The 22,660-nt window shown below is 47.9% G+C and carries 17 protein-coding genes; 11 read left to right on the top strand and 6 right to left on the bottom strand.

The window, feature by feature from the left end:
• Positions 1-444 precede the first annotated feature (444 nt).
• The 6 genes from P6574_RS14460 to P6574_RS14435 all read left to right on the top strand — a co-directional run bounded on the left by P6574_RS14460 (position 445) and on the right by P6574_RS14435 (position 8,532).
• On the top strand, positions 445-4,536 hold the full coding sequence (locus tag P6574_RS14460) for a peptidoglycan-binding protein (protein WP_310620974.1): 4,092 nt from the start codon (positions 445-447) through the stop codon (positions 4,534-4,536).
• Between the two features lie 110 nt (positions 4,537-4,646).
• A complete protein-coding gene (locus P6574_RS14455; RefSeq protein WP_310620973.1) occupies positions 4,647-5,576 on the top strand; it encodes a sulfite exporter TauE/SafE family protein in 930 nt (309 codons plus the stop codon).
• Positions 5,573-6,361: a TIGR02186 family protein gene (locus tag P6574_RS14450; protein WP_310620972.1), complete on the top strand. Its 789-nt coding sequence runs from the start codon at positions 5,573-5,575 to the stop codon at positions 6,359-6,361. The genes P6574_RS14455 and P6574_RS14450 overlap by 4 nt, the downstream gene beginning before the upstream one ends.
• Before the next feature lie 260 nt (positions 6,362-6,621).
• Positions 6,622-7,014, top strand: coding sequence for a YybH family protein (locus P6574_RS14445; RefSeq protein ID WP_310620971.1), 393 nt, complete (start codon positions 6,622-6,624; stop codon positions 7,012-7,014).
• A 271-nt stretch (positions 7,015-7,285) separates the two neighbouring features.
• Positions 7,286-7,906: a 2-hydroxychromene-2-carboxylate isomerase gene (locus P6574_RS14440; protein ID WP_310620970.1), complete on the top strand. Its 621-nt coding sequence runs from the start codon at positions 7,286-7,288 to the stop codon at positions 7,904-7,906.
• A 74-nt stretch (positions 7,907-7,980) separates the two neighbouring features.
• Positions 7,981-8,532 (top strand): hypothetical protein, encoded by a 552-nt coding sequence (locus P6574_RS14435; RefSeq protein WP_310620969.1) that lies wholly within the window; start codon positions 7,981-7,983, stop codon positions 8,530-8,532.
• A gap of 244 nt (positions 8,533-8,776) precedes the next feature.
• Here P6574_RS14435 and P6574_RS14430 read toward each other — a convergent pair whose 3' ends face one another.
• Both P6574_RS14430 and P6574_RS14425 read right to left on the bottom strand, forming a co-directional pair.
• Positions 8,777-9,646 carry a thioesterase family protein gene (locus tag P6574_RS14430; protein WP_310620968.1) on the bottom strand — a complete coding sequence of 290 codons (870 nt, stop codon included), beginning with the start codon at positions 9,644-9,646 and terminating at the stop codon, positions 8,777-8,779.
• Between the two features lie 65 nt (positions 9,647-9,711).
• Complete coding sequence (locus P6574_RS14425) at positions 9,712-10,680, bottom strand: alpha/beta hydrolase (RefSeq protein ID WP_310620967.1); 969 nt, start codon at positions 10,678-10,680, stop codon at positions 9,712-9,714.
• Positions 10,681-10,808: 128 nt separating this feature from the next.
• Here P6574_RS14425 and P6574_RS14420 point away from each other — a divergent pair, with 128 nt between their 5' ends.
• Positions 10,809-11,291 carry a secondary thiamine-phosphate synthase enzyme YjbQ gene (locus tag P6574_RS14420; RefSeq protein WP_310620966.1) on the top strand — a complete coding sequence of 161 codons (483 nt, stop codon included), beginning with the start codon at positions 10,809-10,811 and terminating at the stop codon, positions 11,289-11,291.
• 16 nt (positions 11,292-11,307) lie between these two features.
• On the opposite strand, the gene P6574_RS14415 is transcribed toward P6574_RS14420, so the two are convergent.
• The 3 genes from P6574_RS14415 to P6574_RS14405 all read right to left on the bottom strand — a co-directional run bounded on the left by P6574_RS14415 (position 11,308) and on the right by P6574_RS14405 (position 14,783).
• A complete protein-coding gene (locus P6574_RS14415; protein ID WP_310620965.1) occupies positions 11,308-11,673 on the bottom strand; it encodes a hypothetical protein in 366 nt (121 codons plus the stop codon).
• A gap of 98 nt (positions 11,674-11,771) precedes the next feature.
• The gene (locus P6574_RS14410; RefSeq protein WP_310620964.1) at positions 11,772-12,710 is read right to left on the bottom strand and encodes a lysophospholipid acyltransferase family protein; all 939 of its coding nucleotides are present in this window, start codon (positions 12,708-12,710) and stop codon (positions 11,772-11,774) included.
• A 273-nt stretch (positions 12,711-12,983) separates the two neighbouring features.
• The gene (locus tag P6574_RS14405; protein ID WP_310620963.1) at positions 12,984-14,783 is read right to left on the bottom strand and encodes a VC_2705 family sodium/solute symporter; all 1,800 of its coding nucleotides are present in this window, start codon (positions 14,781-14,783) and stop codon (positions 12,984-12,986) included.
• 708 nt (positions 14,784-15,491) lie between these two features.
• Here P6574_RS14405 and P6574_RS14400 point away from each other — a divergent pair.
• Positions 15,492-16,169, top strand: coding sequence for a response regulator transcription factor (locus P6574_RS14400; RefSeq protein WP_310620962.1), 678 nt, complete (start codon positions 15,492-15,494; stop codon positions 16,167-16,169).
• A gap of 141 nt (positions 16,170-16,310) precedes the next feature.
• Here the strand turns inward: P6574_RS14400 and P6574_RS14395 are convergent, their stop codons facing one another.
• Positions 16,311-19,832 carry a hybrid sensor histidine kinase/response regulator gene (locus P6574_RS14395; protein WP_310620961.1) on the bottom strand — a complete coding sequence of 1,174 codons (3,522 nt, stop codon included), beginning with the start codon at positions 19,830-19,832 and terminating at the stop codon, positions 16,311-16,313.
• Positions 19,833-20,408: 576 nt separating this feature from the next.
• On the opposite strand from P6574_RS14395, the gene P6574_RS14390 reads away from it, so the two are divergent.
• The 3 genes from P6574_RS14390 (at position 20,409) to P6574_RS14380 (ending at position 22,657) form a co-directional block, all read left to right on the top strand.
• Complete coding sequence (locus P6574_RS14390) at positions 20,409-21,530, top strand: two-component system sensor histidine kinase NtrB (RefSeq protein ID WP_310620960.1); 1,122 nt, start codon at positions 20,409-20,411, stop codon at positions 21,528-21,530.
• Positions 21,531-21,554: 24 nt separating this feature from the next.
• Positions 21,555-22,151, top strand: a complete 597-nt coding sequence (locus tag P6574_RS14385; RefSeq protein WP_310620959.1) for a response regulator transcription factor — start codon at positions 21,555-21,557, stop codon at positions 22,149-22,151.
• A 149-nt stretch (positions 22,152-22,300) separates the two neighbouring features.
• The gene (locus P6574_RS14380; RefSeq protein WP_310622165.1) at positions 22,301-22,657 is read left to right on the top strand and encodes a response regulator; all 357 of its coding nucleotides are present in this window, start codon (positions 22,301-22,303) and stop codon (positions 22,655-22,657) included.
• The last annotated feature ends 3 nt before the right edge of the window (positions 22,658-22,660 follow it).

Raw genomic sequence — 22,660 nt, 5'->3', positions numbered from 1 at the left:
TTTTGTCTGGATTTTGACAGGTTGAGTCAATTTGTATCAGTTAGAATCCAGTAGTCATGTCCAGTCGTCTGGCATGCAGCAACGTTAGGTGCCTGCACGCCATATATTCTCGCAAAGTAAATACGCCAAAAATCACTTTCATGGGCAGCGTGATCTATAAAAGCGAATGCCTAGCACTTTATCCTCTTGGGGTTTGTACGGCTACATTTCCTTGGGGAAGCTCGGTTCTTTCCCCAGATAGCAAACGTTCTCTATTGGAACATGTTGATGACGATACGTCACTTTGCTCGTTAATAGCTTATTTACTCTAACAGGCAAAATTAAATAAGTGAAATTCTTAATAACTGAGATCGATTTGCTTGAATGATTCGTAGTTAATTTGTGTAAGTACGATGTATTTTTAAAGAAAAGCTATCGATCAGGACTGTGGGGAGTGAACCTAATATGTCCTGGAATACCTCAAGTTTGACGAAGTTGGAACAAGATCGGGTTCTGGAAGCTGCTTTAGAGAGTGGTATTTCTGCCGATGAGATTGTAGAGGCACTGCGGAAATCGCAAAATCATGCCTCCAGACCAATGAATAGGAATACACCACCAGCTGCGGGCCGCTATGAGGGCCCCGGACATATGCGGCAAGAGTATCCTCGAGAGCCCGCAGATCCTTACTCACGCCCTGTCCAAGAGGGGCGGACCCATCATGATGAGCTACAGGATGTAGCGGACGCTCTTTCGCGCTTGATGCCCCGCTCGGAAAACAAGCCGGCAAAGATGAATAATGACGGCTTGCGCACCAAAAGGCAGCTTAATGATCAAGGCGCAGCGCCAACTTATAGGCAATCTTCATTTACTGGAGGGGGAAGTGCAAGCGATGAATGGTCATTTCACCGCGAACACCCTCAGAAGTTCGACACCTTAGAAAGGCCGGAGGAGTATAACGTTAGAAATCAGAAAGATCAGCGGATAAACTCGGCCCTTCAGGCTCTTAACGAACTTGATGCCAGACTTGAGCAAATTGCTTCGCGTGAAGAACGTACAAGGGATAACGCACAGGAGCTCCATGAGGAGCACGGGCGAGCCAATCAGCGGACCTTTGAGAGTTTATCGGAGCAAATAGGCCAGCTGACGCACATGGCAAGCACCCGCCATTTTGAACTGAAAGAAGGGGTGGAGGGAGAGTTATCCAGCCTTCGCTATGAGGCCGAGCAACGCCATAAAAGTCAAAAGGGATATCTTGCCGAAATTCTAAGCCGTTTTGAAAGCGAAAACCGGGACAAGGATGTTCTCGTAAAAGAGCTGCGGGCCGAAATCGAGCAAATCAACGAGACGTTGAGCAATCATTCTGTTGAACGTGAACTTGTTATGCTGGATCAGAAGTACTCTGATATTGCTGCGAGGCTGGGGGAGCTATCGCGAAAAGGAGCCGATCCGGAAATTTATAGCTCGCTAGCTGCACGGCTTGAAGACATCGAGCGCCACCTTGGGCAGCTCCCCAGAGTAAGCCAGTTGGATGCCATGGAAGGGCGCTTGAGTGCTATTAGCGGCCATCTGGATGCAATGGCGGCGGATATGGAGGCAGATAGCCTGCGCTCGGTGCGTGATGACCTCAAGAAACTTCAAGAAGCAGTTTCAGGGTTGGAAACTGGAAATATCCTTCGGGAGGTTGATGAACAAATCCGGTTTATGATGGCCCGTATGGATGAATTGGAGCATTTTACTTCCATCCAAAAAGACATTCAGGTCAGGCTGTGTAATATGGAGGACAGGCTCCCCGAAACGGCTGTAATGGACCGCTTGAATAGCCAGTTGGAGACCATTTCCGGCCTGCTTCTAAATGAACGCAAAGGGTTTAAAAAGAGCAAGCAGCTGGACCGGGTTGAGGAGCGCTTGCAGCAGCTTGGCAAGCAGCTTGGCTCTTTAACCAAGAGCGGAGGATTTGAAACCGGTTTTGAAGACAGCTTTGGCATTATCGAACAGCGGCTTGATGGCCTTTCCTCGAAAATTGACAGTTTGCAAACTCAGGCGTTGGCACCTTTACACGAACAAGCGCGTGATAAAGGTGACCAAAGTGCTTTGCTGCGTTTGGAAAAGAAAATTTTCGATCTGTCAGATAAAATTGAGTGCAGCGCGGATCAAGGAGCTTTCGGACGAGATGTCAATGAACTGCGTCAGGAATTGTCAGATCTTAAGCAGCAGGTCGGCGGGTTAACGTCCTCCGAAGACTTCAAACAGCAGCTTGCGGAACTGGGTATTTCTTTAAATCAGGCCCAGAAGAGTGATGATGATCGTCTTTTGGATCTCATCGGGCAGCAAATGAGTGTTCTTGCCCGCAAGGTCGATCAAACTCAACGCCATATGCTGTCTGGAGAGGATCTTCACTGCGCCGTTGAGGGGATTGGAGAACAGCTTCAGCAAGTGCAGGCACATTTGCAGGAAAAGGCGCAAGGTGTTGCTGAAGCTGTTGGAATACAAGCACAACATGAGCAAGGTGAGGGCTTCAAAGGCGTTGAGCAATCAATCAGCGCTTTGAAGGCAGACCTGACTGCCCTTGTTGAAAGCTCCGGGCAAAGTGAGCGTTATTCGCAGGAAGGCTTTGCCAGCCTGCAAAAGGTTCTTGGCAATATTGCAAACCACCTGCAAATGCTTGGGGAACGCCAGCCAAAGCGGGAACAGACGGCTCTTTCCAAGGAACACGAATCGGCTATACGGGCAAAAGACACTCTGGGTGTCCCGGTTTCCTTGAAGCAGGCTCCTGCTAAGGAAACCATGGGAGCTCAAGAGGAGACGAGTTCAAACAGCGAGCAGGACAGGCAAGAGCGAAAAGCTGATTTTATTGCTGCGGCAAGAAGAGCGGCTCAGGCTGCTTCGCAAGAAGCAAAAAGAGAAGTTGAAGAGCAGGCAAAGGCCGACAGGAAGAATAAGTGGAGCCTCAAAAGTCTAGCTCGTAAGCCCATTGGAGTTGAGGAGAAAAAGGAAACCCCGCCCAAAAGCCTGCAAGAACACCTCAAGAGTATTCGAGATGAGGAGATAAATGAAAGGCCTGTTTCTCCGGTTGAAGACATGCAAGGTAAGGGCGCTGACGTCACAGGTCTTTCCGATTATGTGAGTCAGATAGACACGCAAAAAACTGAAGTTGAAGAGAGCGGAACTCTTGCTTTCGGTCGTAAGCGCAAGCGGACTATTATGCTATCCGCCGCAGCAATCGTTATGGCGATTGCCGGCCTACAGCTTGTGAACTGGTCGAACATAATTGAGGGTGAGAGAGAAACACAAAACGCTTCCTCATCTGTAGCTATTGAAGAGACCCTTGGGGATGCCCCCTTGCCCTTTGAAAATGAGGCGACCTCAATAAAGGAAACTACTGGATCCGTTGAACTCTCTCGTGCTGATACTCTCCCAGCTTATCCCGTAGAAATCGGGGGAAGCGATAACGATACTGTACAAGTTCCAGAGAGTTCTGGTGCCAGAGAGACATTGGATATCCCAAAGATATCAATGGATATGCCGGACAGCGCGCAGCCCGTGAGCGTTCAGAAGCTTGAGGACACTGAACAGTTGCTTCTTGGGTTTCCCCGTGAGGAGGCTCCCCAATCCTTTGTGAAGTCTGCGAATATGGATCTCTTCCTTTCAGGCATAGCCCAAGAGGATACAGGGGGTAACTTGGGAGGTCGTCAAGGGAGTGATGACCCTCTAATGGCCTTTCAAGGAACGGATGCTTTGAGGCAAGCCGCTTTGAGTGGTGATGGCGCTGCCCAATACCTCGTAGGTCTCTACTATGATGAAGACTATGGGGGGCTGAATGGGCAAAAAAGGGCTCTCGAGTGGTATCGCAAAGCCGCTGTACAGGGTGTGGTTCCTGCACAATTTCGCCTGGGAACGCTCTATGCAAAAGGGTATGGCGTTGAAAAGGACAGGGAGCTGGCACGCACATGGTATGAAACAGCTGCCTCTCAAGGCAATGTAACGGCCATGCACAATCTGGCTGTACTTTATGCCGAAGGTGTAGCGGGAGAGCCGGACTATCCGCAGGCCTATCGCTGGTTTTCCAATGCGGCACAATTTGGAGTGGCTGACAGCCAGTTTAATTTGGGCGTACTCACCGCCAAGGGACTGGGAACAAAGAAGGACCTGATCACAAGCTATCAGTGGTTTGCTTTGGTAGCCACCAAAGGGGATCGGGATGCCATTGCCAAGCGGGATGAGATAGCCACCGAGCTTTCACCTGTAGATTTGTTGGCAGCCAAGAAGAAGGTTGAAGATTTCAAGGTAGATTTCATCAACCCTATGGTGAATGAAGTTGCAGTGCCGGAGGAGTGGAAAGAGACGTCCATAGGTTCCGTGGCAGATGGTATGTCTCAGACTGTTCTTCAGGCTCAAAAGTATCTGACTCTGCTTGGGTATGATACGGGCGGCATGGACGGGTTTATAGGCCCCAAAACAGCTGCTGCAATTTCCCTGTATCAGCAAAAAACGGGTTTGCTGGTTACTGGAACAGTGGATAAAGAGCTTATGCTCCAATTGGCGGGAGATACCATCTAACCAAAAGTGTTAAGAAGCTCATGATAGATTAGGATTGGCGCTGCCCAGTCAATTGCGGTTCATGGAAGAATAAATGGCTTACGATTAAGCCTTAATCGTTTGGTGTTGTATTGCAGATTTACTTACCTATTGCCGAAATACCGATCAACATGTTCATGATATTTGGCATGGGTGGAGCAGTGGGTTTTCTATCAGGCCTTTTCGGAATTGGGGGAGGGTTTCTTCTAACCCCTCTTTTGATTTTTACCGGAATACCGCCCGCAGTATCCGTTGCAACCGTCACAACGCAGATTGTTGCCTCCTCTTCCTCAGGAGTTCTGGTCTACTGGCGACAAAATGCCATTGATTTCAAACTGGCCTTTGTTTTGTTGTGCTCGGGGATTATCGGCTCAGTACTTGGCGTCTGGCTTTTTGGTGTCCTCAAACAGCTTGGCCAACTGGATCTGGTGATATCGCTTTCCTATGTCACCTTTTTGGGCACCATCGGCAGCTTGATGCTGGTCGAATCCGTGCGCGCTGTGACGCGCCGCAACAGTGGTCAGGTGCAGGGCCGAAGGCGTCCGGGGCATCATAACTGGATACACGGCCTTCCGTTTAAGATGCGCTTTCGGCGCTCTAAGCTCTATGTAAGTGTCATTCCGATCTTCGTTATCGGCGGCTCCATTGGATTCCTTGGTTCTGTGCTTGGTATCGGCGGCGGATTTATGATGGTGCCCGCACTTATCTATCTGCTCAGAGTACCAACAAGTGTTGTGATCGGCACCTCTTTGCTGCAAATTCTTGTCACGATGTCCGCAGCAACAATTTTGCATTCGATCAGCACACAAACGGTTGATATTGTTCTGGCATTAACCTTGATGGTTGGTGGTGTTATTGGCGCGCAATTTGGGGCGCAGGTCGGGCAAGGAATGCGCGGCGAACACCTTCGCCTGCTATTGGCGGTTCTGGTTTTATCTGTCGGGGTGCGTTTTGCCTACAACATTATTGTGGAGCCGGCAGATCCGTATTCAGTGGTGGTGTCGGAGGTCGATAATTCATGATCCGATACGCTAACCAGTTCCTCGGAGTTATCATCTGGCTTTTTTGTGCAGCAGGTCTGGGAAATTCAAGTCTGGCAGAAGAGCTTATATCGGCTCTTTCTTCCAATGAAGTGAGCATCACTTCGAACTTCACTGGAACCAAAATTCTGGTTTTCGGGGAGATCAACCGGGACGCGACTGCGGTTTCACGTGCTGGGGGATATGACCTTGTTGTGGTGGTAGAAGGCCCACCGGAGCGGGTAACCACTTGGCGCAAAGAGAGAATCTTGGGGGTCTGGATTAACTCCAACTCTAGGGTCTATCCCAATGTTCCGAGTTTTTATGCTGTACACTCATCTGCCCCTTTGGAAGAGGTTTCCTGGGAGATTACCTTAAGGCAGCTTCGAACAGGGCTTTCCCATTTGCCGGTAAGCCCGCCAGGGCTCCATTTTGCAAGCTCTGAGGACCGTATCGCCTTTGAAGATGCATTTATCAGAAAACGGGTAGAAGACGGGCTGTACTCTGAGAGGTCGGATGCAATTGAGTTTTTGAGTCCCTCTTTGTTTGCAACAACAATTCCATTGCCCGCCAATATTTCAACAGGAACCTTTTCGATTACTACCTATCTTTATTCGGGAGAGGTCCTTCTTGCCTCACAACGAAAGAAGCTGGTGGTAAAGAAAACAGGTTTTGAACAGTACACGTATTCTTTGGCTCAAAAACACTCTGCGGTTTATGGGATAATTGCTGTGCTTCTTGCCCTTTCAACAGGGTGGCTGGCCGGTGTTATTTTCCGTAGAAATTAGAGAATGTTACACATTCTGCGCTAGGCATGGGGTCAGCGCAGTGGTCCTCAATAGACCCAGTATTGCGTGAAAGCTCTAGGTTCTTCGTGCTAGAAGTCATAAAGTATTCAAGGCACTCCCCAATTACGGGAATAAAATGAGCTCAATGAAACTCTTATGGTGACAGGGAGGCGTTTTTTCTGTTTCTATTATAAAAAGTAATTGATAGATTTGTGTCAACGGTGGATGGGAGCCGTGGGCCACCAAAAAAGGCAAAAAAAATGACAGATGAAAACGATGTTGAGTTGGCATTAGCTGAACTCTTCGATCGATATGCCGACGGGTATGATGACTATGACGTAAACGGTATTCTCTCCTGCTTCACATACCCGATTGTGGTGTGGCAGCTGGGCGATGGTCATGTCTTTGCAGATCGTGACGAACTTATTGAGAACCTTGAAGCTCTGCTAGAGGCACATAGAGAAAACGGGGTTGTTCAATCTGTTTACGAGTTTGTGTCCAGCCATGTTTCTGGATCAACGGCATATGTGACTCTGGATTGGCAACAGGAAGACGAAGACGGTGAGACTGTCTTTGACTTTACATGCCATTACGTCCTTATGCTGTTTGATAATGAGTGGAAAGTCATCTCCATAATCAATGAGCCGAGTTAAGTCAGCATTCAAATTATTTTTTGAATATATCCTTGGATGGAGAACTGATATTATTGGAAAACAGATGTGGTTTGGCAGAAGTATGCCACTTCAAAATAAAAAAACAAAAGAGTCACATCTAACTTTAGTTCTAGGAGTTATAATAGATAGGTGCTGAGGGGGAAAGTGCCTGAGGGGGCATGCTGGTTCTATACGGCTGCCCCAACAAAACTCGTAGATGATAACTATAGGGGTATGACATCACTGCGTTGGGTGTCAAAATGGGGAAGAGATGAGAACGAAAATAGACTACTATTTCAGCGCAATATCACCTTGGGCCTACCTTGGGCACTGTGAATTCTTGACAATAGCCGCCAAATACAATGCTCCGGTTCATTTTCGACCATTAAATTTGGGGGGAGTTTTTAAGAATTCCGGTGGGCTACCCCTAAATGAGCGACACAAGAAACGGCAGGATTATCGTTTTGTGGAATTACAGCGGTGGCGTTTAAAGCGCGGTATTCCATTGAACTTGCAACCAGCACATTTTCCAACCAGCCCTGAGCTGGCAGATTTGTGTGCGGTTGCGTTGCAGGAGCAGCATGGTTCTGTGGCTGAGTTCATGTACTATGTCTTTAGAAGTATCTGGGTTAATGAGTTGGATATTGCGCAGGAAGATGTTTTGAGCGATGTGCTTGAGACTATCGGGGAAGTGCCGGAAGAGATTTTGAGTATAGCAAAATCTGATAGGATAAAAGAGATTTACCGGCAGAACGGCGAGCTCGCTTTGGAGCAGGGTGTTATCGGATCTCCGTGCTATGTTTTAAAAGGAGAAGTTTTTTGGGGGCAAGATCGCTTGGAGTTTCTTGAAGAAGCGCTGCAGGTGGACCGTGAAGGCATTACCCCAATTTAAAAAGATCCGGGCCGCGCAGGTTTTCAGGTCTGAAGATTAAATATTCACTGTGTTTTTGGAGCCCAAATATTTCCATGGCGACTTGTTATCCTTTAGGTTGTAGATCTTTGAAAATTCTGGGACTAGTTCTCTTGCAACTTGGATGGCTCACAAGTGTTTCTACGGTGGCTGCATCTGATGAGCAAGTTCGTTACTCCTTGATTAAAACCGAGGAGGGGATTGCTCGGCTTGACGTGAAAAGCGGAGATCTTACTTTATGCAGGGAGCGCAGTGGACAACTTGTCTGTAACCCCTCTGTGGATGCGACTCGCATATACGAGACTGAAATCGAACGTCTTTCAAACGAAAACAGCCGTATGCGCGAGAGTATTTCCTTGATCCGAAAAGAGGTTGACCAGTTTGCCCATCACACTGAGAAGTCTGGCAGTACCTCAGAAATTGAAGCTCAGGAGAGTGCCGTGCCATCTGAAGCAAAGAAAGGCTGGCTGGATTCTTTTGACAAGGACCGGCTAAACGATGCACTCGATCTTTCTGGAGATGCCATGCGCCGGTTCTTCGGAATGGTTGAAGAGTTGAAAAAAGATTTTCAGATGCAGTGGGACGAGGAAACTTCGCCAAATCAATAAAAGACGCGCAGAAAGCACGTCTTATATCTAGAATGTGTACCGGCTGACTAGAGCGTATCGCCGAAAAGTGGATACCGATTTTCGGGTAAAGATCGCGTCTAAACAATTGGTTAAAGCAGTGAGCAGTTTCAATAAAACGTCTCACTGCTTTATGTTCAATCAAACGACAAGAATTCGCTCAAAATAAAGAGGTTAGAGCGCGCCGCGTGTAAGAAAATGAACGCGATGGGGCTCTAACGGTCTATTATTTGGCTTGGAGAGCTGAAATAGCTTCTTTTGCATCGTCATCCAAGGAAACAACATTGCGGGTTTCCAGATTCATGAAAAGAGCTACAGTGTCGCACACTGTCACGAGGCGGTGTGTACGGGCCTCAAACATATAGTTGCGCAGCGTTGCCGTTTTCTCTTGAATGCCAAGGAAGCTCGTCAAAGTGTACGTTGAATCCCCAAGTTTGAGCGGGCTGACCCATGAAAGCTTCTGTTCCATTGCAACACGGCCGCACACGTTTTCATCCAGCCACATAGTATTGAGTGGGGTTCGCTCCCATGCATGGGCCGCAGCGTCAGAAAAACAGCCGACAGCGAAGGAATCGTCAGCTCGATTATCAATTCCCGTATGACGCGGCAAAACAGTTGCCCTACAAGTGATAAAGGCGCCACTACTCAAAAGCTCTTCGGCTGTGGGCTTGCCAGTGTAAGGGGTTGAACTGAGACCGCGTGGGGCCGCCTTTTCCGAAATGTTGTCTTCAAACTCCTGAAAGCGGGTACGCAGCTGTTTGGCAGTGTTCGGGTTTGGTGTGTATCCATCAACTGCGGTTGCTGCAATCGAACCGGTAGACACGTCCAGCATTTCATGAACGACACTCAACATGTGAGGGCCATCAAACGACACGTAGGAGCGAACCTGAACAGGTACAGCAGCACGCAACTCAGCATGGTAGCGCACGTGCCTGACCCTGCGGGCTCCAGCCAAAGAATCGTTAAAGCCGGAAATCAGGCGGAACTGTCTATCTGCCTCTTCAAACTTGGAAAAATAAAACTGAACGTTCAGATGATCATTTTCATCACATTCCCATGTGTTGACAAACGACAGGAGTGTTTCCAATGCAGGCATTACTTGTCCCTTGGGTCTAATAAACTTTAGGTTGTAATTAAGTCGTTATCCGGCATAAATACTGTTCAAAGTTTTGAACTCATGCGGCTCTTCAGAAAGGTATCTATCCTTTTTCTACTAATTTTTGCAAGTGCCAGATCGAAACTTTGAAAGACATGGCAACCTTGTTCGTAGATTTCCACGTCTACTTGTGATCCTGCAACCTGCATGCGAGAGGCAAGAAAAAGACTATCGTCTAGTAGTGGGTCTTTAGTGCCCACGCTGATCAAAGTAGGAGGGAGATTGTGTAGTTTTCCATAAAGAGGTGAAATGTCACCGCTAAATGGATCATTACCTCTTACAAGATAATGGCGTATACACATTTCAATATCCCTTGTTGTCATAACAAGAGGTTCATCCCCCCATTGCCTTGCACTTGGCGTGAGGTTCGCGTCAAAGAATCCACCGGTCAAAACAGTGCCTTTGAACGGGGTCAGATTGTGTTTGTCCCTCAGTCGCATGAGAGTGACCACCGCAAGATTAGCACCGGCACTTTCTCCTCCAATTGCAAAAGAGGCCCAGCCATGGGCCTTGCTACCTTCGTTCAAAAGCCAAAGAGCTGCAGCTTCGCAATCGTCAGGCCCGTGGGGATATGGATACTCGGGGGCAAGACGGTAGTCTATAGATACCACATCAATATCGAAATTAGTGGCGATCTCTTTAAGCTCCGGGTCATGTTCGGCGGCGGACCCAAAGACAAATCCACCTCCGTGGATGTGAAGGTACACCTCCCTCACGTTTCCTGAAGAGGCTTTATAATAGCGCAACTCAATGGAACCGTTTGGTCCATTTATAGTAATTGTTTCTGCTTTTAGGTCGTCTTGATCTGGGGTAAGCGACAGGAAGGTTTGAAGTTGACGCTCGCGGATAACCGAGGGGGGGAACTCCCACATATCGGGTAGAGATCTTATTTGGTCTGTAAGCTTGATGTTGAATTGCCGAGCTTCCTCTGTAAATTTTGGATCAACCTCTATCATCTTAAATGGGCTAGGCATCAAGCTTCCCCTGAACTGTGATTATTTTGGCGCTCTATGAGAAGTATAATGTCAGGTTGTTTGGAGGAGAACCAGCCGATAACCGGTACGTGATAAAAAAATAATCTCAATAGTTACGAGGAGTCTCTATGGCAGATTACAGCAGGAAGCCCAAAGACAGTATTAGCCAAACCTTTGCTGCCTACGAGGGGCCTTTGAAGCAATATATTGGAAGGCTTCACCTTGAAACTAAGGGGAAGGAGTTGCTGGATATTCGCAGTGACATAGATGGTTGGCTACGGCAGGTGCATGCCAAAGACGGGCTTTTGACAATATTTGTCCGCCATACCTCTGCTTCGTTGATTATTCAGGAAAATGCGGATCCAAGAGTGCAGCTGGACCTGCAAAAGGCGCTGGATCAATTGGCTCCAGAAAATAATCACTGGCTCCACTGTGATGAAGGGCCCGATGATATGCCAGCGCATGTGAAAACCATCCTCACAAGTGTGAGTGAGCAGATTCCAGTGTTAGGTGGGAGAATGGATCTTGGAATATGGCAAACTGTTTACCTTGCGGAACATCGCTATGAAGCGCATCACCGCTCGGTGACTTTACACTATGTGGGAGACTAGCTGCCAATTTGGCTCCTTAATCGGCTAAGGCAGAAATAAGGCTTATTAACCAGATAGACACGGCCAGAACTGCGGAGATTTTAGAAAAATGGAAATAGGCACAGCACAAGGCATCTGTTTGTGAGGGAGCTAGCGTTGGTTCTCGCTCACTTCCGTGTTCCTCCATTGCAAGAAACTCTGTTTTTCCGTGATCTGTAAAGTGTGGAATACGCCAGGCTTTGAAAAGCAGAATGCCACTTAAAAAAATGAGCAGCAGAGCGCCTGTTCTGAATGACGAAGTCAGGTCAAAGCTCAGACCAGCCATAATCAGGAGAGTACCGACAGTGTAAACGCCGCAGAACCGGAATACACTGGAATAGGCAGTTTGGTACAATGTATCCATAAAAGTCTCCCTTGTGTTGGTCGTGATTGTAGAATTGATAATTTTGCGAAATGACAAGAGCGAACTGTGAATTTAAAATGAGGTAAACAACTGGAAAATTAGGCCTCAGTAGGCACGGCAGCGGTGGCTTGTTTCTTTTCTCTCTGTTTGCGGCGTTTCCAGCGGCTGTGTGACCATAGCCATTGTTCAGGATACTGGAGCACCCAGCATTCAAGCTGACGATTTATCGCTACAGTGATGGCTTTAATATCTTCTTTGCTATTCCCTGTTTTTTTATAGGAAATTTCTCGCCACATCATTTTGAAGCGGACACCTTGGGTGCGGATGATAACTGCAGCAACAATTGGCGTATTTCTGCGATATGCCAGTAGAGCTGGTGCATGGGTGGTTTCCGCTGGGCGATCCAGAAAGGGTACGGTTAAACCTTGCGAGTGCCTTTGGTCAATCAGCATCCCCAGAACATAGCCCTGTCTCAAAGCTCTTACGGCAGTTTTTAAACTATGATTGCCCTTGGGTAAAAGGCCCGTTGGACAGATCTTCTCGCGGTATCTTTTGAGGTATTTGTCTACATAGGGATTATTAATCTCCCGATAGATGCTGAGTTGCGGCTGATCCAGAAGAAAGGATGGTGCCGCGCCCAGCTCCCAATTGCCGAAATGGCCGGAGACGGCAATGACCCCTTTGTTTTTTTTGAGAATTACTCGTATCCCCTCGATATTTTCGATGTGCATGCGGTTTGGGTTACTTGCGATTTGTGAGAGAAAAGGGAGTTCACCGAAAACACGCCCCATATTCTCCCACATATGACGAAGGAGTGCTTCGCGCTGCTGAACTGTACAATAGGGAAATATTGCTATCAGGTTTTTACGCGCTCGTTTGTGACGGTTGGAAAACGGAGCGAACCATCGCAGAAGCTTGCCCGGTATGGTGGAGGCCACTTCAATGGGCAGGAGGCTCAGAAAATTGATAAGGCAAATGATGGCCAACACTTCCAGACGCATTCTGATGTCTGTGAGTAGCCATAGGGGTAAATCCATTAAAAATGAATGCTTTGCTCTTTTTGCAGACTTCATTAACTGAATCTTTTGTCAATTAGCGGGCACCTCGACATTATAACAAAATTCATGCCTCTATTACTCCGCCGTTTCTTAGAGATTTCACTCAAAAAGTCGTAGGATGGGTAATAATGGAGTGTTTAGCGGGGCATATGTTACAGGGGCTGGTAAATAGCAGCTTAAGAAAGTTAAGACGTGCTCTTACCAATTTGTTGCCTTTCCTGCCGAAGCTTTGAAGGCTGATTGGGAGGTGGATTATTTATGGTCTTTCCCGGTAACAGGGATGGTATCAAGGAATGGCTGCGTTGTCCGCGCAGAAGACGTGGTTAGCAATGACAAGATTGTGGTTATTGCAAAACTAAGGGGAACGGAGGCAAGCGCGACAGTGGTACCGTCAATGCTCGGCCATACGGGGAGTACGTCGAAGTGGGCGGAGAGAATATAGCCAAGTGACCAGATAAAACCTACAGCCATACCACCTAGGGCTCCGGTACGTGTGCACGACTTCCACCAGATACTCAGCACCAATGGAGCGAAAAAACCAGCAGCTGCAAGGGAGAAGGCCCATAAAACAAGATCAAGAGGATTTGCCGGAAGGTTGAAACAGGCCCATGTTGCAAATAGGGCTGTGCCAACTAGAAAGATCCTACTCAACAGAATTTGCGAATGGGTGGGGAGACGGTGCAAGAGTGTTTTACGGCCTATATCTTCGCAAATACAGTTGGATATTGTGATGAGCAAGCTGTTTGCGGTGGAAATTGCGGCAGTTAGGAGTCCTGCCAGCAGCAGAAGGGGAATGACTTTCGAAGTGTTTGCAATCAAGGGGAGGATTAAAAGAATTGCGCTGGAGTTTACGCTGATGTCTTGCGGCCGTACCACACCAGTATTGCCCTCAATATCCTTACATGCGAGCCAAAGAGCGTCTACGGAGCTTGCAGCGCTCCCACATATGTCTATAAGACCGTGGCTTCCTATTAGGTAAATCCAAGAGGGGAGCTCGTCTATCTTACTGCCAATAACATGCTGGTAAAATTCTAGCTTTGTAAAAAACACGTAGGCTGGCACTAAAGAGGCAATAACTACAACAAAGAACAATGCCCAACTCACTGACTTCTGGCTGTCCTTTTCATTGGGAGAGGTGGTGAAGTGCATGAGCAGATGTGCAAAAGAAGCAGTGCCCAGAATTAGGGTGAGTGTTAGGGAGAAAAATCTCGCAAAGCTTGAGCTCTCGAAATTGACCATTGATTTGGGAAGTTCAACGAGAGGGGAGCTCGTCCACCGTTGTTCCAGTTCAGCCAGATCGGTCAGGGCAGTTCCATAGGAAAGCTGGGGCACTGGAATCTCAGCAAACTGTATGCTGAATATTGTTACCGGGAGTGCAAGCGCCAATGCGATCACAATATATTGGATCGATTGAACATTGATCACACTTCTCATTCCGCCAAAGACGCAGGGCGCAAGCGCAGCCGCCGCACCTAGGTAGATTGCCGTTTTCAGATCCAGATTAAGATATCTGGAGGAGAGAAAGCCAAAGGCATAGAACTGAGCAATTAGATAAAGGAGTAAGCTGCTTATTAGGATAATGGAGGATAGGATCCGGATCGTATTTCCGCCGAAACGGTTGGCAAAAAATGATGGGAGTGTTAGGTCCCCGCTCTTGCGCAAATAGGGAGCTATAAGCAGGGCAATGATAATGAAGCCACCTGCCAAACCACCAATAAATGCGAATCCTTGCAGTCCTCCCATAAAGAGCGCACCTGCAGCGCCAAAAAAGAACAATGGAGATAACCAGCACGCTGCCGCCGCCAAACCACTGAGGGGGGCTGATACTACATGTCCTGCTACGAAAAAGCGTGAGCGGTTGACCGGTCCTGAGGAAAGGCCGGTACCGATGTAGAGAATTAAGAGCGGAGCTAACAGGAGGTATTCCAGACTTAGCTCATCAAGACCAAACCGCTCCAGAGCCAGAAGAATGAGGATATAGAGACAGAAAAAAACTAGGAATAGTTTGGGCCGCAGATGAAGTGCCTTGTCTACCCGATGGGGAGTAATCACTTAAGCCCCCTTGACGTTCTCTCCGAGTGCGATTTCTCCACCAAAATGCATGGCATATCTACAATGTGCTGGCTATGTCCTGTCCACCACATTAAGGCAACAAGCCCCCAGGAAACCAACTGGGTTGTGAGCAAATATCCAAAGGGGAAACCGAAAATTTGAATGTGATTTAAACTCACTACAAGCAGTGGGGGGAGGATGCATACCAAAAATGCTAGGGCAATCCAGAGAGCTATGCGAACCTGAGACTTATTTCTCTTAAAAAATCGACCTACTTTGTTCCCCATAAAAACTCCCAATCTGGAATAATAGGTCAATCAGTTCAAAGACAGGTTCAAGGAATATCTGTCGGAGTGTATAAATCAATTCCTGAATAGAAGTGGGCTTTGCTGATTAAGTGTCCAGTAGATTCGGTAGTATATTTATTTTATGTGCACATATTTCTGTGTATTTACTGATTTTATTATTATTTGAATTAGGTAAGTGATGTTTTAATCAATTTAAGGTTGACACAATTACAATTTACGACACTTAAGCCTTGATTGATGATTGCGGATACGTTTAATTCAATTGAGGGATATCACCCAAAGGGTTGAGGTGTCTCACAGGAGGTTCGCAGTGTCAGTTTTAAACTGTAAAAAGTGCCTGCGAAGATAACGGGAAAGCTATTTGGGGGGTAAACCAATAGTCTTTTCTCCAAAAACAACAATGGAGGAGCGTAGCGTGTTTTCTGCGGCCCACCGATTTATTATTGCAGATGATCATCCCTTGTTTCGCGGAGCACTGCGGCAGGCGGTAGAAAAGTTTTTCAAGAATGTCCAGATCTTTGAAGTTGGAACTTTGGAAGACGTTTGCCATACACTGGACTTGGAAGAAGATATTGATCTTATTTTTCTAGATCTCTCCATGCCGGGAATGCGAGGGTTTTCAGGGCTTATGTTTTTGAGGGCCCAATATACCGGCGTGCCGATTGTTGTGGTTTCGGGGAATGAAGATCCTGCAGTTGTTCGAAGTGCAATGGAGTTTGGTGCTTCTGGTTATATTCCAAAATCCTTAGGCGTTAACTTCATCGAAGAAGCGGTTAATAGTATTTTGGAGGGGGGAATTTGGGTTCCTTCCCATATTGACCTGACCAGTGACAGTAATGAAGCCAAAATGGCTCAGCGCATGGCCAGCCTGACACCACAACAGGTGCGGGTGCTGATGATGCTTAGCCAAGGCTTGCTGAACAAACAGATCGCCTATGAGTTGTCCGTTTCCGAGGCAACTGTTAAGGCGCATGTTTCTGCGATTTTGCAAAAGTTAGCCGTTGAAAGTCGAACGCAGGCTGTTATCGCAGCGGCAAGGCTGGAAGCGGGGCAACTGGCAGAGTTGGTAACCGGCTGATTTTATTAATGTAATTATTTACGTCCAGAAGGGGGGAGCTTGCTCCCTAACCCTTTTGAGTGATGACGTGCGCGGCGTTTATTTGAACTTAGCTTCTTGCACTTACATCATTAGATTAGGATATCTCTCATGAAATACAATCTAAGCTAGTGTCTTTATTCGTGAAAGCTGGGCTCTAAGTGCTGCTGGTTTCAGCGGTTTATTGAGAACACCAATCAATTGGTTTGCGGCCGACTGGCGCACTTCCTTGCTGCGGTCAGCCGTAATTAAAAATGCCGGTATTGGCCTGTCCAGTTTTCTACGCAAGTTTGAAACCACGTCCAGTCCAGTACAATCATTCAGGTGATAATCTGCCAGAATTACATCTGGCGAGCGGTTTTTCTCACGCAGCATTCTCAAAGCCGATGCTTCGCTATCCGCCGTCGATACCTGACACCCCCATGATGTGAGGAGCGCTTCCATACCTTTCAGTATTTGCGGTTCATTATCGATTACAAGAATGTATTTAACGTCTGCCAAGGCCAGTGTCTGGGGAATGGCGGGGGCGCTCATGGCTTCCGGAACTTCCTGTGCGCATTCCAACTCAATAGAAAACCGCGTTCCTTTCCCTTCCAGAGATTCGACACGGATGGGTAAGTTTAGCACTTTGCTCACCCGCTCTACAATGGAGAGGCCAAGGCCCAGTCCGGGAGCAATACGGGCCCCGTCATCAAGCCGGTGAAACTCTCTGAAGATTGCTTCTTGGTGATCGGAGTGTATTCCAATACCGCTATCAATAACCTCCAGTGACAGCTTGTTGCTGCCCCGTGGACGGCACCCCACGACAATCCCGCCTTTGTCCGTGTACTTCAGAGCGTTGGACATGAGGTTCTGCAGCAACCTACGCAGCAGGAGCCTGTCTGATCGAACGGAATGATTTGTCGCAACGACAGTAAAGCGCAATGATTTTTCGGCAGCTATGGCTGCGAATTCGTTGCGTAAAGGATCAAGAATGGAATCCAGCCGGAAGGTGGAGATATCTGGTTGAAAAGCTGCCGTATCAAGTCGGGATATATCCAGCACCGCGCCGATAATTTCCTCCACTGAATTGAGGGCGTCCCCGATATTGCGCAGATGATCCGGCTTGAAGCTATTTCCCGTGTCCAGCTGGTTCAAGAGGGTAGAGGAGTAAAGACGGGCTGCGTTCAGTGGCTGTAAAATATCATGACTTGCAGCAGCCAGAAAACGGGTTTTGTCCTGATAGGCCCTCTTGGTGCTCTGGCTGGCTTCCTCAAGCTTCTGGTTCAACAACGTTAACTGCTGGGTACGCTCCCTTACTCTTTTTTCCAGAGTTTCATTTGCTTTTTCGAGAGCTCTTTCCGCGCTGACGCGAACAGTGATATCACTGAAGGTGATCACAATGCCGCCCTGTGGCATGGGGCTTGTTTTAACTTCCAGAACTTTCTCAGGGTTCCTCAGGTTTTCTTGATAGGTGAGTTGGGCACCTGTGAAGTTTTCCAACCGGCGCTCAACTTCCGTTTCCGGATCTTCTATTTCGAACTCTCCTTGGTAAACGTAATGCATGATTACAGCTTGAAGGGAGATACCAACTTGCCCGAAGCTTTGTGGAAGCGTGAGAAGTTCCCTGAATTGCCGGTTCCAGCAAATGAGTTTCAGATCACTATCGAAGACAGCTATGCCCTGTTGCATTTGCTCAAGAGCTACTTGCAAAAGGTCGCGGTTGTACTGAATTGCTTCCGTCGCATCATCCAGTAGCTTAAGAGCACCTTTTGAATTGGTATCCCGCCTTTTTATAAGCAGGGAGAGGATCAGTCTGGAAGAGGCCGAGCCAATTGCAGAGGCCAGAACCTGCTCGGTAAAACGAAGTATGGAGGCATCTGCATCGTCATAGGGATCCAGAGAGCACCCGTATTTTTTAGCGTAGGTGTTGAAGGAACGCTGAGCTCGTTCCTCTCCGATATATCGGGTGAGCGTAGATTGCAGGTCACCGACAGTTATGGCGGAGCGCCAGGAGTTGACGGATTGAAACTGTAGTGTTTGGGCAGGGATAAAAGTATTGGCCTGCAAGCGCTCAATTGCTCTTGGATAACGGGAGTAGGACAGGAGAATGAAGCATAGAATATTAAGGCCTAAACTCCAGATTACACCATGGAAAAATGGAGGCATCTCGCTCAGAAACAGCGCTTCCGGCTTGAGAATGGCCAGTCCGAACAGGCCTTGCTCCAACCACATGGTATCTAGAAATCCCCCCCTTGTCAGGGTTGGCAAGAATAGGGTGTAGGCCCATACAGCGAAACCGAGAACCATGGCTCCCAATGCCCCCCGCGCGTTGGCGCGGCGCCATATCAGGCCGCCGAAAAAGGCAGGGCCAAGCTGGGCAATGGCTGCAAACGATAATAGTCCAATGGAAGAAAGAGCGGTGCTATCCTCCGCAACCTTGTAATAGCCATAGCCGCAAAGAATAATCAGGAAGATGGACATGCGGCGAATATTCAAAATCTCGCCGCTGAACCCTTTTGCGGAGGTAGAGATAATCTCGTCTTCACTTCTCCGGCTCAGAATAAGGGGCATCACCAGATCATTGGAGATCATAATGGAGAGGGCGACTGTGGTCACAATGACCATGGCTGTGGAGGCTGAGAGCCCGCCAATGAAAACGATCAGGGCAATCAGATCAGCGTTTTGTTGGAGAGGAAGCCCCAATACAAACATGTCGGGCGTGATCTGCCCATCCATTAAGAGTGTTCCGGCAAGGGCGATGGGGGAAACAAAAATACTTATGGCCAACAGGTAGAGCGGAAACAGCCATCGTGCTTTCTTGAGATCCTGAAGGCTGTTGTTTTCCGTAACTGTGACATGAAACTGCCTTGGAAGCAGCAAAATAGCCATCATGGATAGTAAGGAAATCGCCACCCAATTTCCCATGGTTCCCCATTGAAGTGTCCCTCTGGAGGCTGAGTTTGCCATAGCCTTGGATAAAAGATCGCCGGGACCGTCAAAGAGCCAGAAAATGACCCAGATACCCACAATGAGAAAGGCGGCCAGTTTTACAACTGCTTCTGTGGCGATCGCAAGCATTAACCCGTGCTGATGCTCAGTTGCTTCAATGTGTCGGGTTCCAAAGAACCATGTAAAAACAGCCATGCCAAGGGCAACAGCAAAGGCTTTGTCACCAAAGAAGTTGAAGAAGAGCCCCTGTTCAATAAAATCACTTCCATGAATTATGGTCTCCATGGAGAGGGAAACAGCCTTCAATTGCAGGGCGATGTAAGGGATCATGCCGATAACGGCGATGAGAGTTACAGCCGCCGCCACGCGCCGGCTTTTGCCATAACGAGCGGACATGAAATCCGCAACAGATGTAATACTCTCTGTCTTCGACAGCCGTATAATTCTTCGAATTAGGGGGATGGCAAAGAGGTAGACCAGTATGGGGCCCAAGTAGAGTGCAAAAAACTCGATGCCGTTTCGGGTCGCATTGCCAACGGAGCCGAAAAAAGTCCAGGACGTACAATAGACAGACAGCGATAGCGCATAAATGAGAGGACGCCCCTTAAGGCTGTAATCTCTTTGTCTGGTTACTTTATCGCCAATGCTGGCGATCAGAAAAAGGATGACCATGTAGACAAAGGATACGAGAATGACAACCTCACCTTGCAGCACTCTTCTCTCCCTCAGCGTTTATATGGTTTTTGATGCTCGCGAAGGTTTTAAACATGATTGCAAGCAGAGGAAAGGGGCCTTTCGCCTCAAACCTCTAAGTAGTGTCCATAGGGCAAGCTAAGCGATAGTTGGCGTTGGATAATTCCTGCGACAAATAGGCCTAATTGGGGAGGCGTGAGGGCAAGGGTTTTTTTATTTGTGCTTGAATGACGTTTTGAATATTCCGAGGGATTGAGCTGAGTGATATGTGTATTCCTGTCTTGAAAAGAGGGGAGCGGACTTGAAAAAGGCTATAAGTCCCTGCTGTTTAAAGTGAATAAGGTGCGCAGGCGGTTGTCGGGTCCAGTGAATGCCTCTAGGAGATATTTTGAGCTCTTTTCTTCCTCTTTTTTGCACTTTGGGGAAGGTCTTGGCTACCGAAGGGATGTCCTTGCAACTGGAACTGCGACAGTTTGGCAGAGGCCCGCAATAATTGACCCACACGGATGCATGGGATAGCACGTAATCAATACTCCGATGTTAATGGGAAGCGACTTGTGCCAGCATGAGCAATACATGATCGTTGAAGGTAATAAAATGACCTCGAATGCGCGTTTAAAAAGCGTGCTGTCTACCGCTGTTGATGGCATTATTGTTATCGACTGCAAGGGAAAGATCCTGCTTTACAATAAGGCTTGTGAGCACCTGTTCGGTTACAGTGGAGACGAAATACTCGGCAAAAACGTCTCTATCTTGATGCCGAAGGAACAAGCGCGCAAGCATGATGGGTTCATTCTCCGCTATGTGGAGACGGGTGAGGCAACAGTTATGGGCAGCAGGCGTGAAGTGAAAGCCCGCTGCAAAAACGGCATGGAGTTTCCTGTAGAGCTTTCCGTTGGGGATGCTAGTACCCCAGAAGGGCAGCAGTTCGTCGGAATCTTGAGAGATCTGCGCCCCAAGAAACGTTCTGAGGCCCGCATTCACGAAATGCAGGCGGATCTGATAAAGATGACCCGGGTCAATGCACTGGACGAAATGGGCGCCGCCATTGCCCACGAGGTAAACCAGCCTCTCACCGCAATTATGCTCTACCTGCAAACCGCAGCCCGCAGGGCAAAAGCGATTGGCAAGGAAGATGAGCAGCTGAACCTTTTGATGCAAAAAGCAGTGGACGAGGCAAGGCGCGCAAGCGGCATTATTCAGCGTATGCGTAACTTCGTTGAAAAACAGGGCATGGTGCGTGAAAGCTGTGTTTTGTTAGGGGTGATTCAGGAGTGCTTGAACCTTATTTCTCTGGGTTACAAAGATTCCAAGGTTACATTCCGGACGGATTTTGAAGACGAGGACCTGTCCATCGAAATGGATGTGGTTCAGGTTCAGCAAATCCTCATCAACCTTATTCGAAATGGGGCAGAGGCAGTCAAAACCTGTGATGTTAAAGATGTTTGTGTTTACGTGGAGCGTGATGGCACTGATGTCCTTATAAAAGTCACGGATAGTGGCCCAGGAATTAAAGACAAGGCCGCTGCCTATCTGTTCAAAGCCTTTAGTGGGACAAAGCGGCGCGGTATGGGAGTTGGCCTTGCCATCTCCCGTAGTATCGCTCAAAACCATAGAGGCGATTTATATGTGGAACCCTTTGAAGAAGGAAAAGGGGCGACCTTTGTTCTGAGGCTCCCAACCATAGTAATGAAAAGTGACACAGAGAGTGTCGATTAATAAAAAGAATGAAGGACATGCGCAATGACATCTTTGCCGTCTCTGATCCATATCGTAGATGACGATCCATCCGTTCGGGATGCACTTTCTCTCCTGTTTCAAACAGAGGGGTACAATGTTGGTGCCTATGCCAACGCCGAGGAATTTATTGCTGCGGTTGAGCAGGAAGCTCCCACATGCGTTCTTCTTGATGTTCACATGCCAGGCCGATCTGGAATTGATATTTTGAAGCAGCTGCATGCAGAACATTTTGCAGCGCCGGTCTTCATTATCTCCGGTCAGGGCGATATTCCCATGGCAGTTGAGGCAATTAAAAACGGTGCCTATGACTTCTTTGAGAAGCCGTTTGATGTGGAAGGTGTTGTAACCCGCGTGCGTGAGGCCATTGCATCCAACGGAGCCAACGCTGCAGAGACAGACTTCACATTCCCGGGAGCTGAAAATCTTACTCCGCGCGAACGACAGGTGCTGGGCGAGATTACATCAGGCGCTTCTAACAAGGAAGCCGGGCGTAATTTAAAGATTTCACCGCGTACTGTGGAAGTACACCGTGCTAGAATAATGGAAAAACTGGGTGCTCGCAATGCAGCAGATCTGGTTCGGATTGTTCTTACTGGTTGATTTTAAGTATAGTTATGTAAATCTATCCTTGTAAGTAAATTTGCTTATAAAGGTTATTGCTCACTTCAATACTTAGACAATAGGCTAGATTGCCGGCGCGTAAAATATTTGAGAAGTTGTTTCGAATATTTTCGCTTTGCTATCGTATTGTGTGTGGGGGACGCGTGATTTACATAGTCGAGAATGATCGGGGGGTCCGGGATGCTCTTTCTCTCCTTTTGGAGGGATTGGGCCATCATGCCATTTCCTTTGCTGACGGGGGTAGCTTCATGTCAAGCGTAACGCCGCGGGAGGGAGATGTTGTTTTTATTGATCTAAAACTCCCCGATATGCCCGGTGAACGGGTTATCAACAAGCTGAGGCAGACGCTGGTGCCTGCGCAAATTGTCGCAATCTCAGGTTCCTCCCAATTTGATCTAGATCGAATTGTTCATGAGAATGGTATTGGCAATATTTTGCGTAAACCATTGGAAGAGAAACATATTTTGGAATTTTTGCCAAAGTAGTCC

It is taken from the genome of Pseudovibrio sp. M1P-2-3 (assembly GCF_031501865.1).
Lineage (GTDB): Bacteria > Pseudomonadota > Alphaproteobacteria > Rhizobiales > Stappiaceae > Pseudovibrio > Pseudovibrio corallicola.
The sequence above is the reverse complement of the archived record's forward strand: the minus strand, read 5'-3'. Positions and strand labels throughout refer to the sequence as shown.

Bases quoted from the DNA above. Each gene is read 5' to 3' on its own strand.
- P6574_RS14415 (WP_310620965.1), bottom strand. From the start codon at position 11,673: ATGGATACATTGTACCAAACTGCCTATTCCAGTGTATTCCGGTTCTGC.
- P6574_RS14385 (WP_310620959.1), top strand. From the start codon at position 21,555: ATGACATCTTTGCCGTCTCTGATCCATATCGTAGATGACGATCCATCC.
- P6574_RS14460 (WP_310620974.1), top strand. From the start codon at position 445: ATGTCCTGGAATACCTCAAGTTTGACGAAGTTGGAACAAGATCGGGTT.
- P6574_RS14450 (WP_310620972.1), top strand. From the start codon at position 5,573: ATGATCCGATACGCTAACCAGTTCCTCGGAGTTATCATCTGGCTTTTT.
- P6574_RS14390 (WP_310620960.1), top strand. From the start codon at position 20,409: ATGACCTCGAATGCGCGTTTAAAAAGCGTGCTGTCTACCGCTGTTGAT.
- P6574_RS14425 (WP_310620967.1), bottom strand. From the start codon at position 10,680: ATGCCTAGCCCATTTAAGATGATAGAGGTTGATCCAAAATTTACAGAG.
- P6574_RS14420 (WP_310620966.1), top strand. From the start codon at position 10,809: ATGGCAGATTACAGCAGGAAGCCCAAAGACAGTATTAGCCAAACCTTT.
- P6574_RS14430 (WP_310620968.1), bottom strand. From the start codon at position 9,646: ATGCCTGCATTGGAAACACTCCTGTCGTTTGTCAACACATGGGAATGT.
- P6574_RS14435 (WP_310620969.1), top strand. From the start codon at position 7,981: ATGGCGACTTGTTATCCTTTAGGTTGTAGATCTTTGAAAATTCTGGGA.
- P6574_RS14410 (WP_310620964.1), bottom strand. From the start codon at position 12,710: ATGGATTTACCCCTATGGCTACTCACAGACATCAGAATGCGTCTGGAA.
- P6574_RS14400 (WP_310620962.1), top strand. From the start codon at position 15,492: ATGGAGGAGCGTAGCGTGTTTTCTGCGGCCCACCGATTTATTATTGCA.
- P6574_RS14445 (WP_310620971.1), top strand. From the start codon at position 6,622: ATGACAGATGAAAACGATGTTGAGTTGGCATTAGCTGAACTCTTCGAT.
- P6574_RS14440 (WP_310620970.1), top strand. From the start codon at position 7,286: ATGAGAACGAAAATAGACTACTATTTCAGCGCAATATCACCTTGGGCC.